Origin of the sequence: Phreatobacter stygius (assembly GCF_005144885.1) — a bacterium.
GTDB lineage: Bacteria > Pseudomonadota > Alphaproteobacteria > Rhizobiales > Phreatobacteraceae > Phreatobacter > Phreatobacter stygius.
This window is the reverse complement of sequence record NZ_CP039690.1, coordinates 4757027-4773314: the sequence shown is the minus strand read 5'-3', so window position 1 is coordinate 4773314 and position 16288 is coordinate 4757027. Positions and strand designations below refer to the sequence as shown.

The 16288-nt window shown below is 66.0% G+C and carries 13 protein-coding genes and 2 riboswitches; of the genes, 12 read left to right on the top strand and 1 reads right to left on the bottom strand.

The window, feature by feature from the left end; translation table 11 throughout:
• The first annotated feature begins 64 nt into the window (after positions 1-64).
• Positions 65-427: a nuclear transport factor 2 family protein gene (locus E8M01_RS22405; protein WP_136962187.1), complete on the top strand. Its 363-nt coding sequence runs from the start codon at positions 65-67 to the stop codon at positions 425-427.
• 56 nt (positions 428-483) lie between these two features.
• Here the strand turns inward: E8M01_RS22405 and metE are convergent, their stop codons facing one another.
• Entirely contained in the window at positions 484-2823 is a 2340-nt protein-coding gene (metE, locus tag E8M01_RS22400; RefSeq protein ID WP_136962186.1) for a 5-methyltetrahydropteroyltriglutamate--homocysteine S-methyltransferase, read from the bottom strand.
• Positions 2824-2926: 103 nt separating this feature from the next.
• Positions 2927-3137, bottom strand: a riboswitch (cobalamin riboswitch).
• A 137-nt stretch (positions 3138-3274) separates the two neighbouring features.
• A riboswitch (cobalamin riboswitch) is annotated at positions 3275-3487 on the top strand.
• 114 nt (positions 3488-3601) lie between these two features.
• Between metE and E8M01_RS22395 the strand changes: the two genes are divergently transcribed.
• From E8M01_RS22395 to E8M01_RS22345, 11 genes are all read left to right on the top strand, one after another.
• Positions 3602-6487, top strand: a complete 2886-nt coding sequence (locus E8M01_RS22395; RefSeq protein ID WP_136962185.1) for a ribonucleoside-diphosphate reductase subunit alpha — start codon at positions 3602-3604, stop codon at positions 6485-6487.
• 113 nt (positions 6488-6600) lie between these two features.
• On the top strand, positions 6601-7728 hold the full coding sequence (locus E8M01_RS22390; protein ID WP_136962184.1) for a ribonucleotide-diphosphate reductase subunit beta: 1128 nt from the start codon (positions 6601-6603) through the stop codon (positions 7726-7728).
• A gap of 268 nt (positions 7729-7996) precedes the next feature.
• The gene (locus tag E8M01_RS22385; protein WP_136958598.1) at positions 7997-9196 is read left to right on the top strand and encodes an IS4 family transposase; all 1200 of its coding nucleotides are present in this window, start codon (positions 7997-7999) and stop codon (positions 9194-9196) included.
• A 178-nt stretch (positions 9197-9374) separates the two neighbouring features.
• Entirely contained in the window at positions 9375-10028 is a 654-nt protein-coding gene (locus E8M01_RS22380; RefSeq protein WP_246088387.1) for a TetR/AcrR family transcriptional regulator, read from the top strand.
• Positions 10025-10789, top strand: a complete 765-nt coding sequence (locus tag E8M01_RS22375) for an ABC transporter ATP-binding protein (RefSeq protein WP_136962182.1) — start codon at positions 10025-10027, stop codon at positions 10787-10789. Before E8M01_RS22380 ends, E8M01_RS22375 begins: the two co-directional genes overlap by 4 nt.
• Positions 10786-11493 (top strand): ABC transporter ATP-binding protein, encoded by a 708-nt coding sequence (locus E8M01_RS22370; protein WP_136962181.1) that lies wholly within the window; start codon positions 10786-10788, stop codon positions 11491-11493. The genes E8M01_RS22375 and E8M01_RS22370 overlap by 4 nt, the downstream gene beginning before the upstream one ends.
• Before the next feature lie 32 nt (positions 11494-11525).
• Positions 11526-12731, top strand: coding sequence for an ABC transporter substrate-binding protein (locus tag E8M01_RS22365; protein ID WP_136962180.1), 1206 nt, complete (start codon positions 11526-11528; stop codon positions 12729-12731).
• 7 nt (positions 12732-12738) lie between these two features.
• Complete coding sequence (locus E8M01_RS22360) at positions 12739-13602, top strand: branched-chain amino acid ABC transporter permease (protein WP_136962179.1); 864 nt, start codon at positions 12739-12741, stop codon at positions 13600-13602.
• On the top strand, positions 13602-14504 hold the full coding sequence (locus E8M01_RS22355; protein ID WP_136962178.1) for a branched-chain amino acid ABC transporter permease: 903 nt from the start codon (positions 13602-13604) through the stop codon (positions 14502-14504). The genes E8M01_RS22360 and E8M01_RS22355 overlap by 1 nt, the downstream gene beginning before the upstream one ends.
• Positions 14501-15007, top strand: coding sequence for a GAF domain-containing protein (locus tag E8M01_RS22350; RefSeq protein ID WP_246088386.1), 507 nt, complete (start codon positions 14501-14503; stop codon positions 15005-15007). The genes E8M01_RS22355 and E8M01_RS22350 overlap by 4 nt, the downstream gene beginning before the upstream one ends.
• A 29-nt stretch (positions 15008-15036) precedes the next feature.
• Complete coding sequence (locus tag E8M01_RS22345; RefSeq protein ID WP_136962177.1) at positions 15037-16272, top strand: metal-dependent hydrolase family protein; 1236 nt, start codon at positions 15037-15039, stop codon at positions 16270-16272.
• The last annotated feature ends 16 nt before the right edge of the window (positions 16273-16288 follow it).

The following is a 16288-nucleotide window of genomic DNA, read 5'->3' as shown; positions in this document are numbered from 1 at the left end:
AGGTAATTGGATCGGCGCCGCGAACCGCCATGATCGTCCCGTCAAGCCATTCACGGAGACGATCATGACCAACCCGAGCGAACTCGCCGACCGCTACATCGCCATGTGGAACGAAACCGACGCCTCGGCGCGCCGGAAGCTGGTCGCCGAGATCTGGGCGCCCGATGCCCATTTCGCCGATCCGGTGGCCGCCGGCCGCGGCCACGACCAGATCGACGCCGTGCTCGCCGGCGTGCAGCAGCAATTCGCCGGCTTGAGCTTCAGCCTCACCGGCAAGCCCGACGGCTTCGGCGACAATGTCAGGCTGTCCTGGCAGCTTGCCGCCGGCGACGGCCCGGCAGTGGTCAAGGGCACCGATATCGGCCGCGTTACAGCCGATGGCCGGCTCGCCTCGGTGGTCGGCTTCTTCGATCTGGTCCCGGGCTGAAATCGACCAGCCGCAAGAGCCGGAAGGGGCGCGCTTGCCGCGCCCCTTCACGGGCTTCACAGACGGGCCTGGCGGGCGGCCGCGACCATGTTTTCCAGCGCCGGGCGCACCTCGTCCCATTTGCGGGTCTTCAAGCCGCAATCGGGATTGACCCAGATCTGGCCGGGCGCCAGATGTTGCCGGGCCTTGTCGAGCAGTTCGGTCATTTCGGCCACCGCCGGGATGCGCGGCGAGTGGATGTCATAGACGCCCGGCCCGATCTCGTTCGGGTAGCGATAGCCGACAAAGGCATCGAGCAGTTCCATGCGGGAACGCGACGTCTCGATCGAGATGACGTCGGCATCCATGGCGCCGATCGCGTCGATGATGTCGTTGAATTCGGCGTAACACATATGGGTGTGGATCTGGGTCCGGTCGGCGACGCCGGCGGCCGAGAGCCTGAAACATTCGACCGCCCAGGCGAGATAGGCTTTCCATTCGCCCCGGCGCAGCGGCAGCCCCTCGCGGATCGCCGGCTCGTCGATCTGAATGATGCCGATGCCGGCCTGTTCGAGATCGACGACCTCGTCGCGGATCGCCAGCGCGATCTGCCGGCAGACCTGGTCGCGGGCAAGGTCATCACGGACGAAGGACCATTGCAGCATGGTGACCGGGCCGGTCAGCATGCCCTTCATCGGCCTGTCGGTGAGCGACTGCGCATAGGACGACCAGCCGACCGTCATCGGCCGCGGCCGCGACACATCGCCGAAAATGACCGGCGGGCGGACGTAACGCGAGCCGTAACTCTGCACCCAGCCGTGCCGGGTGAAGGCATAACCGGACAATTGCTCGCCGAAATATTGCACCATGTCGTTGCGCTCGAACTCGCCATGGACCAGCACGTCGATGCCGATGTCCTCCTGCCAGCGGATCGCCGCCTCGGTCTCCTTGCGCAGGAACGCGTCATAGGCACTGTCGCTGAGCGTGCCCTTGGCATGGGCCGAGCGGGCCTTGCGCACCTCCTCGGTCTGCGGAAACGAGCCGATGGTGGTGGTCGGGAAGGACGGCAGGCCGAAATGGTCGTGCTGCAGCTTCTGGCGCTCGGCAAAGGCGTGGGCGCGGCTCGCCATGGCCGGCGTCACCACGGCAAGCCTGGCAGCCACCGCCGGGTCGTGGATCTTGGCGGAGCTGCGCCGCCTGGCCGAAGCCTCGGCGGCAGCAGACAGGGCATCGGAGACCGATTGCCGCCCGCCGGCCAGCGCCTGCCCAAGGGTTGCAAGCTCGCCCATCTTCTGCGCGGCAAAGGCAAGCCAGCCCTTGAGGTCCGGATCGAGCCCGGTCTCCAGGTCGAGATCGACAGGCACATGCAGGAGGGAACAGGAGGCGGCGATCTCGATGTGGTCGGTGCCGCGTCTCGCCACCACCGGCTCGAGCCGGTCGAGCAAGGCCGGCAGGTCGGCGCGCCAGACATTGCGGCCGTCAATGACGCCGAGCGACAGCACCAGGCCGCGCGGCGCCTTGGCCAGCACCCGGTCGAGCTGATCGGGCGCGCGGACGAGATCGACGTGCAGGCCGGCGACCGGCATGCCGAAAGCGGTGTCGAGATTGTTGCCCAGTGCGCCGAAATAGCTTGCCAGCATGATCTTCAGATCGGGCAGCGCGCGCGCCAGGGTCTGGTAGCAATTGCGCAACGCGAGCCGCGTGGCCTCGTCGAGATCGAGCACCAGGCAGGGTTCGTCGAGCTGCACCCATTCCGCACCATTGGCGGCCAGCCGGCGCAGGATGTCGATATAGACGGGCACCAGATCCGGCAGCAGCGTCAGGGGATCGAACGAGCCGTCCTTGGCCTTGCCGAGCTTCAGATAGGTCACCGGCCCGAGCAGGACCGGGCGGGTGACGATGCCCAGCGCCTTGGCCTCCAGGAATTCGTCGAGCGGCTTGGTCGAGGCCAGCGCGAACTCCTGCCCGCGTTCGAATTCAGGCACCATGTAGTGGTAGTTGGTGTCGAACCACTTGGTCATTTCGAGCGCAGGCAAGCCATGGCCCGGAGCGCCACAGCCACAGGCCGCCGCGTGATCGGCCTCGCCGGTCGGGCCTTGGCTGCCGCGCGCCATGGCGAAATAGGTGGCAAGCGACACCTTGCCGCCGGCCCAGCCATAGATTTCCGGAATGGCGCCGACCATGACGCTGGTGTCGAGGACGTGGTCGTAGAGCGAGAAATCATTCGACGGAATGACGGTGACGCCGAGCGCCTGCTGGCGCGCCCAATGGCTCGCCCGCAGACCGGCGGCGGTCGCAAGCAATTGCGGCGCGTCGATCTTGCCGGACCAATAGCCTTCCAGAGCTGATTTCAATTCGCGCCTGGCGCCGATGCGCGGCACGCCGAGAGTGGCAACAGGCAGAGACAGAGACGACATTGGCAAACCCCGTTTGCTGGGGCGAAGGCCAAGCGGCCGCGTGCAGGCTGGCGGGACGCATGGCGGCCCGCTTTGCAAGCGACACACCGGACACCCCGCCCGTGGACGTTATCAGGTCGAGGCAGGTCTCCTGGCTCGCGGGTCAATGCTGCTGTTCGGCCTTCCCGAAGCCTTCAGGCCTCAGTGACACAGATGAACAGCGGCTCACCGCTTACAGTTGCGGGGGCAGCTCCGGCCTGGCCCGAAGGCGTACCGGATTCCCTCTTAGCCGCGAGCCCGGAGAGGCCCGCAGAACCACGACGCCGTCAGTTGGCGACGGCGGGCGACAAAAGTCAAGGAGATATAAAGACATCTTTATGTCGTCATATCTTTATGCAAAACAAGGACGCTTGGTGATGCCAAGCGCGCATTTCAAAAACCACAACCTGTTGACACTGAGGTCGACTGGGCCGCTATATATAGAGGTCGAGGTTCTCCTGAGTCGCACCGGGAGCTAAGAGGGAATCCGGGAAGATGCCGTTCGCATCGAAGCCGGAGCTGCCCCCGCAACTGTAAACGGCGAGACGCTGTCGAGACGTGTCACTGGGGCCCAGGAGGGCTTCGGGAAGGCCAGACAGCCCGACGACCCGTGAGCCAGGAGACCTGCCCCGACATCTTGAACGTCCACGGGCGGGGTGTCCTGGTGGGTCGCTTGCATCAGCGGGAGGGCGAAGGCGCCGTTCCGTTTCCGGCGGCGTCCTTTTTTGGCCCAAGCCCCCACACTGTCTGGGGTCTGCCGATGTCTCTGTTGATCGAAACCGAAACCGCGCCAAGCGCGTTGCCTCCCATCTCCCAGGCGTCCGCCAAGACGGCGAGCGAACCGGGTTACCAGGTGATCCGCCGCCATGGCGGCGTCACCCCCTTCGACCCTGCCAAGATCGCGGTGGCGCTGACCAAGGCCTTCCTGGCGGTGGAAGGCACCGGTGCGGCGGCGTCGCGGCGTGTCCACGACATTGTCGAGGTCCTGACCGGCCAGATCGTCAACGCCCTGATCCGCCGGGCCGATGCCGGCCGCACCTTCCATATCGAGGACGTCCAGGACCAGGTGGAGCTCGCGCTGATGCGCGGCGAATATCACAAGGTGGCGCGCGCCTATGTGCTCTATCGCGACGAGCGCGCCAGGGAACGTGCCCAGGTTCTCGCCGAAACAGCACCGGCGCCGGCCGCGCCAATGCTCAGCATGATCAATGCGCTGGGCGAGCGGGCGCCGCTCGACGCCGCAAGGCTCGCCCGGATCGTCAACGAGGCGGCCGCCGGCCTCGACGGCGTGGTTGCCGAAACCGTCATCGCCGAGGCCCATCGCAATCTCTATGACGGCATTTCGCTGGACGAGCTGGCGCTGGCGCCGATCCTCGCCGCGCGCACCCTGATCGAGACCGAACCGAACTACACTTTCGTCAGCGCCCGCCTGCTGCTCGACAAGCTCCGACGCGAGGCGCTGAGCTTCATTGCCGGCCGCCCCGATCAGGCGACCCAAGCCGAGATGGCGGCGCGTTACGGCGACTATTTCGCCGGCTATGTCGCGACCGGCATCAAACACGAATTGCTCGATCCGGAACTCGGCCGTTTCGACCTCGGCCGGCTCGCCGCCGCATTGAAACCCGAGCGCGACCTCGCCTTCCAATTTCTTGGCCTGCAGACGCTCTACGATCGCTATTTCCTGCATGTCTCGGGCAGCCGCTTCGAATTGCCCCAGGCCTTCTTCATGCGCGTCGCCATGGGCCTGGCCCTGCGCGAGATCGACCGCGAGGCCCGCGCCATCGAATTCTACGACCTCCTGTCGTCCTTCGACTTCATGGCCTCGACGCCAACCCTGTTCAATGCCGGCACGCTCCGGCCGCAGCTGTCATCCTGCTTCCTGACCACCGTGCCCGACGACCTCGACGGCATCTTCAAGAGCGTCAAGGACAATGCCTTGCTGGCCAAATATTCCGGCGGCCTCGGCAATGACTGGACCCGGGTGCGCGGCCTCGGCGCCCATATCAAGGGCACCAATGGCGAAAGCCAGGGTGTCGTGCCTTTCCTGAAGGTCGCCAATGATACGGCGATCGCCGTCAACCAGGGCGGAAAACGCAAGGGCGCGGTCTGCGCCTATCTCGAAACCTGGCATGTCGACATCGAGGAATTCCTCGACCTGCGCAAGAATACCGGCGACGACCGCCGCCGCACCCACGACATGAACACCGCCCATTGGGTGCCTGATCTGTTCATGCAGCGGGTCGAGCAGGACGCCGCCTGGACCCTGTTCTCACCCGACGAGACACCCGATCTGCACGACCTCTACGGCCCGGCGTTCAAGACGGCTTACGAGGCCTTTGAGGCCAAGGCCGCGCGCGGCGAGATCGAGGTGTTCCGCCAGGTCCGCGCCGGCGACCTGTGGCGGCGCATGCTGACCATGCTGTTCGAGACCGGCCATCCCTGGATCACCTTCAAGGATCCCTGCAACATCCGCTCGCCCCAGGGCCATGCCGGTGTCGTGCATTCGTCGAACCTGTGCACCGAGATCACCCTGAACACCTCGAACGACGAAGTCGCGGTGTGCAATCTCGGCTCGGTCAATCTCGCCCAGCACGTGACGGCCGACAGCCTCGACCGCGACCGGTTGAAGCGCACGGTGACGACCGCCATGCGCATGCTCGACAATGTCATCGACATCAATTTCTACACCATCCCGGAGGCACGCCGGTCCAATCTCCGGCACCGTCCGGTCGGCCTTGGCCTGATGGGCTTCCAGGATGCGCTGCAGACGCTGCGTATCGCCTATGCCTCCGAGGCGGCAGTCGCCTTCGCCGATAGCAGCATGGAGGCGCTTGCCTTCGAGGCGATCTCGGCCTCGGCCGATCTCGCCGCCGAGCGCGGCCGCTATCCGAGCTTCGAAGGTTCGCTCTGGTCGAAGGGGATCTTGCCGATCGACTCGATCGAACTTCTGGAAACCGCGCGCGGCGAGCTCGACCTCGATCGCTCGCAGCGCCTCGACTGGGCTTCGCTTCGGGCGCGCGTCACCACGGTCGGCATGCGCAATTCCAATGTCATGGCGATCGCCCCGACCGCCACCATCTCGAATATCTGCGGCGTCGCCCAGTCGATCGAGCCGGCCTACCAGAACCTCTATGTCAAATCGAACATGTCGGGTGATTTCACCGTGGTGAACGCCGCGCTCGTCAATGACCTGAAGGCGCGCGGCCTGTGGGACGCGGTGATGATCTCCGACCTGAAATATTTCGACGGCTCGCTCGGCCAGATCGACCGGGTTCCCGACGATCTGAAGGCGCTTTATGCGACCGCCTTCGAGATCGATTCGGCCTGGCTGATCGAGGCCGCGGCGCGCCGGCAGAAATGGATCGACCAGGCCCAGTCGCTCAACCTCTATATCGCCAATCCCTCGGGGCGGAAGCTCGACGCGCTCTATACGCTCGCCTGGAAGCGCGGCTTGAAGACCACCTATTACCTGCGCTCGCGCTCGGCCACCCATGTCGAGAAATCGACGCTGAAGGGCACCGACGGCAAGCTCAATGCGGTCTCCTCGGTGGTCGCGACGGCGGCGGCGCCGATCGCGATCACGGCCGGCGAAGCCTGGGGTCAGGCCTGCGTGATCGACGATCCGACCTGCGAAGCCTGCCAGTAGGCGCCAGGGCCAGCCATCCTGCCCGGGACTGCGTCCCGGGCACCTTTCTCACCCGCAGCCTCGCCGCCCGCGCGACATCGGCGCGATGGGGCTCTTTGCCTTCAGGTCTTCCCATGCTCGACTGGTCCGAACCCAAAGCCACCCCTGCCCGCCTTCCCGGCATGCCGGCGGCACCACTGCCCGCCGCCGATGCCACCGGCCTCGGTCTCATCGACCGCGGCGGCCAGCGCGTCTCCGTCGATGACAAGGCGATGATCAATGCCCGCGCCGACGTGAACCAGTTGCTGCCGCTGAAATATCGCTGGGCCTGGGAGAAATACCTTGCCGGCTGCAACAATCACTGGATGCCGACCGAAGTGTCGATGCAGGCCGACATCGCCCTGTGGAAATCAAAAGACGGCCTGACCGAGGACGAGCGGCGCGCCATCAAGCGCAACCTCGGTTTCTTCGCGGCGTCGGAAAGCCTGGTCGCCAACAATATCGTGCTGGCGATCTATCGCCACCTGACCAATCCGGAATGCCGGCAATACCTGCTGCGCCAGGCTTTCGAGGAGGCGGTCCACACCCACACCTTCCAATACATCGTGGAAAGCCTCGGCCTCGACGAGGGCGAATTGTTCAACATGTACCGGGAAGTGCCGTCGATCACCGACAAGGCCGCCTGGGCGCTGAAACACACCCAGAGCCTCGACGATCCCGATTTCAAGACCGGCACGCCGGCGGCCGACCAGGCCTTCCTGCGCGACCTCGTCGCCTTCTATGTCGTGTTCGAGGGCATGTGGTTCTACACCGGCTTCGCCCAGATCCTGTCGCTCGGCCGGCGCAACAAGATGGTCGGCATTGCCGAGCAATATCAATACATTCTGCGCGACGAGAGCATCCACCTGAACTTCGGCATCGACGTCATCAACCAGATCAAGGCGGAGAACCCGCATCTCTGGACCAAGGCCTTCCAGGACGAGCTGCGGCAAATGCTGAAGGACGGCGCCGAGATCGAGGCCGCCTATGGCCGGGACACCATGCCGCGCGGCTTCCTCGGGCTGAATGCCGGGCTCTGCGAGCACTATATGCATTTCATCGCCAACCGGCGCTGCGCCCAGCTCGGCCTCGCCCCGGTCTTCGCCGAGACCGACAACCCCTTCCCCTGGATGTCGGAAGCCATGGACCTGAAGAAGGAGAAGAACTTCTTCGAGACCCGGGTGATCGAATATCAGAACGGCGGCGCGCTGAGCTGGGAGTGAGCGGCGGTGCGGCGCCAGCCGGAAAAGCGCTGCTGAATCAACCCTCTCCCATCGGGCTACGACATTCACACATCGTGGGTTGCGAGGAGGATGCGGCTCTGATTCCTTGATCCGCAGCTAGCGGGAGGAAGCAGATGCAGGAGCATGGGCTGGGGCGGTTTGGCGACCGCCGGCTGGAAAAAGGGGGGTCTTTTTGCACCGCCGGCTGGTCGAGTGGGGTGGTCGTGGGATTCGGATTCGGCCGCTGGGCGGCAACCGGCGAGGCGAGATGCGCCTGACCCGTTTGCTGCGCAATCCGGCGGTGACGGTCGAAGAGATGGCGGCGACGGCGCAAGAGCGCACGGCGGAACGGTGTATCGGCCGGCCGGTGCTGGCGATCCAGGACACCACCAGCATCAAGTCGAGCGGCGGCGGTGGGCTTATGTTGCATGCGATGATCGCGGTGGATGCCGAGGACGGCGCCATCCTGGGGTTGGCGCATGCTCAATTCATGAGCCGCGACAAAGGCTTGCGTGGGGAGCGGAAATCCCGCCCATTGGCGGCGAAAGAGAGCCGGCGCTGGCTGGAAGGGGGCGAAGACGCGGCCAGGATCGGGGCGCTGGCTCGTAGCGTGACGGTGATCGCCGATCGCGAGGGCGATATCTTCGAGGCCTTTGCACGACGCCCGAAGGACATCGAGCTTCTGGTCAGGGCGGCCCAAGATCGCAGCCTCGGCGATGGCGGTCGGCTGTTTGCCACCGTGGATGCCTTGCCTGAGGCCGGCCGGACCCTGCTGGACCTGCCGGCCAAGCCCGGCCGCAAGGCGCGCCAGGCGCGACTGGCGGTCCGCTTCATGGCGGCGCAATTGGCACGTCCCAAGGCCGGCACACCAGGACTTGAGGCCCTGCCGGCGAGCGTCGGCATGACGCTGGTCGATATCCGCGAAGTCGATCCACCGGCGGGCGAGCCGGCGGTTCACTGGCGGCTCTTGATCTCGCGCGCGGTCCGCGACATCACCGAAGCCCTGGCGGTGGCCGAGCTCTACCGGCGTCGTTGGGCCATCGAGCAGTTGTTCCGCACCCTGAAGACCCAGGGCTACGACATCGAAGGCCTGCGCATCGCCGAGGATGTGCCCCGTCTCAAGCTGGTCATGGCAGCGCTGGTGGCCGCGGTCAGCGTCCAGCAACTCGTCCATGCTCGTGACGGCGCATCGCCTCAGACCCCGCTCAGGCCGCTCACCGATGCCTTCCAGCCGGAAGATCAGCCCTTGCTCGAGGCGCTCTCGGCCAAGCTGGAGGGCAAGACCCAGCGGCAGAAGAATCCACACCCCAAGGGCTCGCTCGCCTTTGCCGCCTGGGTTTGCGCAAGGCTCGGTGGCTGGACCGGATATTACGGCAAGCCTGGCCCGATGGTCATGCTACAGGGCTGGCTATCCTTCTACGATGCCAAGCAGGGATGGGACGCTCTCGCCCAGGCAAAAGATGTGTGAATCTAGTAGCCCAAAGGGAGAGGGTTGGTAACGTTGTGCCTTTCTCGCCGACGCGTTCCGTCGTCCCACTGTCCTCATGAACCGGGCCCCCAATCGACTTAAAAACAAACTTGCATGTTTGTTTGTGATGTGGCTCTCTCTGCCCCATCATGACCACGGTCGCGGGGGGCGGTCGGTTTTGGCGGAACGTCGCGAGAGACGATCACAGCAGGAGCGCAGCGCCGAGACCTCGACGCGTCTGCTCGAGGCTGCCATCGACCTGCTGCACGACCGCGGCATTTCGCGCATGCCGACGCCCGAGATCGCGGCTTATGCCGGCGTGTCGCGCGGCGCTTTGACCCATCATTTTTCAAGCCGCGAGGACCTGGTCACCTCGGCGATTGCCCGCATGCTCGGCCATGTCACCGAAGATCTCCACCGCTTCGCCGAGGACATCAACGCACGCGGCGGGTCGAGCGACGAGATCGTCGACTATCTCTGGAAAATCATGTCGGACCGGTTGTTCTATGTGACCATGGAATATCTGCCGGAAGCCCGGCACAATGGCGACTTCAGGGCCAGCCTCGTGCCCGTGGTGAAAGGCTTCCATTCCGGCCTCGACGCCATCTGGATGGCGCTGGCGACGAGCCGCGGCACCGATCCGGACCGCACCCGCACGGTCATGAACGCCAGCATGTGCATGATCCGCGGCATGATCGCCCAGACCGTGCTGCGCGACGACCCGGCCTATTTCGCCGAGCTCCTGGATTTCTGGAAAGAGCAGGCCAGACAGCATTTCCCCGACAAGCCGGCCAAGGTCGCCGGCCGCCGGCCAAAAGGAAAAGCCGCATGAGCGATCTTCTGTCGGTACGCGGCCTCGAGCGCGGCTTCTACGGCGTCAGCGTGTTGCAAGGCGTCGACCTGACCATCAAGGCCGGCAGCTTCACCGGCCTGATCGGACCGAATGGCGCGGGCAAATCGACCTTGTTCAATGTCGTCTCGGGCCTCTACCAGCCGGATGCGGGCGAGATCCGGCTCGGCTCGGAAGCGATCGGCGGGCTCGCGCCCGATCGCCTCGTCGCCCGCGGCCTGGTGCGCACCTTTCAGCTGGCGCGCGGCTTTCCCAAGCTCAGCGTGTTCCAGCACCTGATGCTTTACGGGCCGCGCCAGCAGGGCGAAGGCCTGGTCGCCGCCATGCTCGGCGGCAAGGCCGCGCGCCACCGCGAGGCCGAGCTTGCCGAGCGGGCGCTCGGCATCGCCAGGCGGCTGCGCCTCGACCATGTCATCGACAATCCGGTGACCGCGCTGTCCGGCGGCCAGAAGAAGCTGGTCGAGATCGGCCGGGCGCTGATGGCCGATCCCAAGCTCATCCTACTCGACGAGCCAATGGCCGGCGTCAATCCGAGCCTGACCGAGGAGATCGCCGGTCACCTGATCGCGCTCAACCGCGAGGGCATCACCATTTGCCTGATCGAGCATGACATGGGGCTGATCCGCAGGCTCTGCGATCCGATCATCGTGATGGCCGAGGGCCGGACGCTGGTCGAAGGCTCGTTCGAGACGGTCGCCGCCGATACCCGTGTCCAGGAAGCCTATCTCGGGAGGCGGCATTGAGCATTCTGTCAGTCGACCGGATCGTCGCCGGTTATGGCGCGTCCGAGGAGATCCTCAAGGGCACCTCGATGCGCGTCGAGGCGAACGAGATCGTCACCATTATCGGCCCGAACGGCGCCGGCAAATCGACCTTCCTGAAAGCGGTCGCCGGCCTCGTCGCCACCAAGGCCGGCGCGATCCGGCTCGGCGGCGACGATGTCACCTCGAGCGATGCCCAGGGCCGGGCGCGCGCCGGCATTTCCTTCGTGCCGCAGGAGCGCAATGTCTTCGGCAGCCTGACGGTTGCCGAGAACCTGGAAATATCGGGCTATCTCGATCCGAAGGGCGCGACCGCGCGGATCGCGGCGCTTTACGACCGCTATCCCATGCTCGCCGGAAAACGCCGGGCGCTCGCCCGCACCCTGTCCGGCGGCCAGCGCCAGATCCTCGCCATGGCCATGGGTCTGATGACCGATCCGAAGCTGATGCTGCTGGACGAGCCGACCGCCGGCCTGTCGCCCAAGGCGGCGGACGAATTGTTCGATGCCGTGGTGGCGCTCAACCGTGGCGGCCTGCCGATCCTGATGGTCGAGCAGCACGCGGTCGAGGCGCTGGCCATTTCAACCCGCGGCTATGTGCTCGTCTCGGGCCGCAACAGTGCCGAGGGCGCCGGTCCAAGCCTTGCCGCCGACCCGGAAATCCGCCGCCTGTTTCTCGGCGGCTGACAGATCAAGAAACCATCCAGAGGAGAACCACGATGTCACAACATGACACGACACGCCGCGACCTCATGGCCGGCGCCGCAGCCCTTGCCGGCCTGATCGCCCTGCCGAACCTGGCGCATGCCCAGGGCGCGCCGATCAAGCTCGGCTCGCTGACGCCGCTGACCGGCGCCGGCGGCCCTTATGGCCCGGTCATGGTCAAGGCGATCAAGGCCGTCGTCGACGAGGTCAATGCCGCAGGCGGCGTGCTCGGCCGCAAGGTCGAGCTGATTTCCGAAGACGACCAGACCAACCCGGAGGCCGGCGTGCGCGCCGCCCGCAAGCTGATCGACGTCGACCGGGTTTCGGCCATTCTCGGCACCTGGGCCTCCTCGGTCACGACGGCGGTCGCGCCGCTCTGCTGGGACTCCAAGACTTTCCTCGCCACCGTCTCCGGCGCCGATCCGATCACCGCCCTGCCGCACCAGGGTTACCTGGTCCGGACCCAGCCGAACACCACGCTGCAGGGCCGCAAGTTCGGCGAGTTCGCGCTCGAACAGGGCGCCAAGCGGGTGTTCTTCGTCTCGCCGCAGACGCCGTTCCAGCGCAGCCAGTTCGAGAACATCACGCTGGCCGTCAAAGCCAAGGGCGGCGACACCGGTGCGCTGATCTATGACGACAAGAAGCCGTCCTATCGCTCCGAGGTCGATGAGATCGCCCGCTTCCGGCCGGACGCCCTGGTGCTCGGCGGTTATGCGCCCGACACCACCGTGCTGCTGCGCGATCTCTACCGCGCCGGCTTCACCGCCAAGAAGATCGCCTTCGGTTATTCGGTCAACCAGAAGCTGGTCGAGAGCCTGCCGGCCGATGTGGTCGAAGGCGTCTTCACCATTTCGCCGTCCTCGGCGGAAGGCTCCAAGGCCTATGAGCGGCTCGTCAAGCTGATCGGCGTCAGCAATCCGGATCCCTACACCACCCAGGTCTATGACCAGGTCAACCTGGTGCTGATGGCGATCGCGCTCGCCGGCGACGCTTCCGGCACGGCGATCAAGGACAATATCCGCAAGGTCAGCCAGGCCCCCGGCGGCGTGAAGGTCGACAACGCGCTCGATGGCCTGAAGGCGATCGCCGCCAGGCAGCCGGTCGATTATGACGGCGCCAGCGGGCCGTGCGACTTCCTCGAGACGGGCGACATCGCCGATTGCCGCTTCCGCTACGAGCAGGTCAGGGCCGGCAAGATCAACCTGATCAAGATCGCCTGAGGCCGCCATGTCGATCCTGGCGCAGGCCATTCTCAACGGTGTGATGACCGGCACGCTCATCGCGGTGCCGGCCATCGGTTTCACCGCCATTTTCGCGGTCCTGCGCTATCCCAGCTTCGGGGTCGCCGCCTATGTCACCATTGGCGGCTTCGCCGGCTGGTTCGCCAACACCATGTGGGGCGCCGGCGTGCTGCCGGCGCTGGTCATCGCCTTCCTGGTCGCCGGCGCCGTCGGCGTCGCCGGCGAGGAGGGCGCGTTGCGCCGGCTGCGGCCGGCCGGCGCGCTGACGGTGGCGATCGCCACCATCGCGCTCAACCTGATCCTGGAAAACGTCGTCCGTTTCCTGTTCGGCAACGACCTGCGCGGTTACGACCTGCCGCTGAAACCCGACCTGCGCTTCCTCGACCTGCGCGTCGGCCCGCAGCAGATCGAGAATGTCGTGCTGGCCGGCCTGGTCATGCTCGCGGTCTTCGCCTTCCTGCGCTTCAGCCGCTTCGGCAAGGCGATGCGGGCGGTCGCCGACAATGTCGACCTGGCGCGGCTGAAGGGCATCGACCCGCAGGTGGTGGCGATCACCACGCTGTTTCTCGGCGCAGGGTTGTCCGGCGTCGGCGGCGTGCTGCTGGCGGTCGATACCTCGATCGACCCCCTGACCGGCGCGCGCATTCTGCTCTCGGTCTTCGCCGCCGCCGTGCTCGGCGGGCTCGGCTCGATCCCCGGCGCGGTGGTCGGCGCCTTCGCCGTCGGCATTGCCGAGGAATTGTCGCTGCTGGTCGTGCCGGCAACCTATCGCAGCGCGATCGGCTTTGCCGCCATCCTCGTCATGCTGACCTTCCGCCCGCGCGGCATTTTCGGCGAAAGGGCGGTCTGATGCTCTCCTACCTCCTGTTCACCCTGACCATGGGCGGCATCTATGCGCTGCTGGCACTCAGCCTCAACCTGATCTGGGGCGGCGCCGGCATGGTCAATCTCGGCCTTGCCGGCTTCTTCGCGGTCGGCGCCTATGCCTCGGCGATAGCGACCGGTGCCGGCACGCCGGTCGCCGTCGGCTTGGTCGCCGCGCTCGGCGCCGGCGTGGTCGCCGGCCTCATCGTCACCTTCGCCACCTTGAAGCTCCGGGACGACTATCTCGCCATCGTCACCCTCGGTTTTGCCGAAGTGGTGCGGCTCATCGCCTTGAACGAACGCTGGCTGACCAATGGCTCGGACGGCATGTCCGGCCTGAAGGCCCCGTTCAAGGCCGAGCTCGGCACCCAGGGCTTCAACCTGTTCTATCTGGCGCTGGTCAGCCTCGTGGTGCTCGCCGCCTGGGCGCTGCTGCGCCGGCTCGATCTCTCACCCTTCGGCCGCTCCCTGAAGGCGATCCGCGAGGACCAGGAGCTGGCAGCCTTTGCCGGCAAGCGCGTGCTGCGCTTCAAGTTCCAGGCCTTCGCCCTGTCGGCCGCGATCGCCGGGCTCGCCGGCGCGCTCTACGGCCATTACCAGACCTATATCTCGCCCGACCATTTCCAGCCGCTGATCACCATCTACATCTTCCTGGCGGTTTCGGCCGGCGGCGTCGGCCGCCCGACCGGCGCTGTCATCGGCGCCTATGCCGTGGTGGTCTTCCTGGAGGCGACCCGTTTCGTCGCCGATATCGCACCCGGCCTGCAGCCGGTGCAGATCGCCGCACTGCGCGAGATGCTGGTCGGGATTGCCCTGATCCTGGTCTTCTATGTCCGGCCGCAGGGCATCCTGCCCGAACGCATTCCGCCTGCCCCGAGGACGATATGACCGACCATTTGATGACCGACCATTTGCCCCATCTTCTGGCTGATCTCGCCGCGCCCGGCCAGCCGGACCGCCTCTACAAGGCGCTGGACCAGGCGACCGCCGAACTGGTCGGCCACAAGCTGTTCACCTTGCTTTATGCCGATGGCCAGGACGTCGCCCGGGTCTATTCGAGCAGGCCGGCCGAATATCCGGTCTCCGGCCGCAAGACCATGGGCGAGACGCCCTGGGGCAATCTGGTGCTCAAGGGCCGCCAGCCGTTTCTCGGCCGCGACCGCGAGGGCATCCGCTGGGCCTTTTTCGACCACCAGCTGATCGAGAGCATGGGTCTCGGCTCGGTGATCAATATCCCGGTCCTCTATGACGGCGAGACCATCGGCACGATGAACCTGCTCGATGTCGAGCACCATTACCGCGACGAGCATGTCGCGCCGCTCGCAAGGCTGAGCCCGCTGCTCGTTCCCGCCTTCCTCCAGGCCCGCGCCGTCGCCCGTTCCAAGACCTGACATCCAACACGCTGACCGGAGACAGTCCCGTGGCATCCACCCTCCTGACCAATGCACGCATCGTCGACGGCACCGCGCCGGAGCGCGGTGATCCCGTCCAGGTGCTGATCGAGAACGACCGCATCCGCGAAGTCGGCAAATCCATCGCGCCGGGCAAGGCCAGGGTGATCGACCTCGGCGGCCGCAGCCTGATGCCAGGCCTGATCGACGCCCATGTCCATGTCGTCGCCTGCCTCGCCGATCTCGGCCGCAACGCCATGCTGCCGGACGCCGTCACCACGGTGCGCGCCTTCAAGCTGATGGGTGAAATGCTCGGGCGCGGCTTCACCACGGTGCGCGACGTCGGCGGTGCCGATCACGGCCTGGTGGCGGCCGCCGATGACGGCTATCTGCCCGCCCCGCGGCTGGTCATCTCCGGCAAGGCGCTGAGCCAGACCGGCGGCCATTGCGACTTCCGCGGCCGCTACAACGACCGCACCGTCGAGCAGACCGGCTTCCGGCTGGGCCAGCTCGGCCGCATCTGCGACGGCGTCGACGAGGTGCGCCGGGCCGCCCGCGAGGAGATCAAGGGCGGCGCCGACTTCATCAAGATCATGGCCAATGGCGGCGTCGCCTCGCCGACCGACCCGATCCATTTCCTCGGCTTTTCGCGCGAGGAGATCATGGCGATCGTCGAGGAGGCCAACAATGCCGGCACCTATGTCTCGGCGCATCTCTATACCGACGCGGCGATCCGCCGGGCGGTCGAATGCGGCGTCCATTCGCTCGAGCATTGCAATCTGATCAAGCCGGAAACGGCCAAGCTCGCAGCCAAGGCCGGCGCGGTCGCCGTGCCGACGCTGGTCACCTATGACAAGCTGTCGAGCGAAGGCGCCAAGCTCGGCCTGCCGGCGGCTTCCGTCGCCAAGGTCGACGACGTCCGGCTGGCCGGCCTGGAATCGCTCGACATCATGCGCAAGGCCGGCCTCGCCATGGCCTATGGCTCGGACCTGCTCGGCGAGATGCATCGCCACCAGTCCGAGGAATTCGTCATTCGCGGCCAAGTCCTGCCCGCCCACGAGGTGATCGGCTCCGCCACCCATGTCGCGGCCAAGCTGCTGCGCCTGGACGGCAAGATCGGTGTGGTCGCGGCGGATGCCTATGCCGACCTGATCGTGGTCGACGGCGATCCGCTGAAGGACCTGTCGCTGCTCACCCGCCAGGGCAAGCACATGCCGCTGATCATGAAGGGCGGCGCGTTCATCAAGCGCTCCAGCCTGAACTGAGATTGAAAGATGTCAG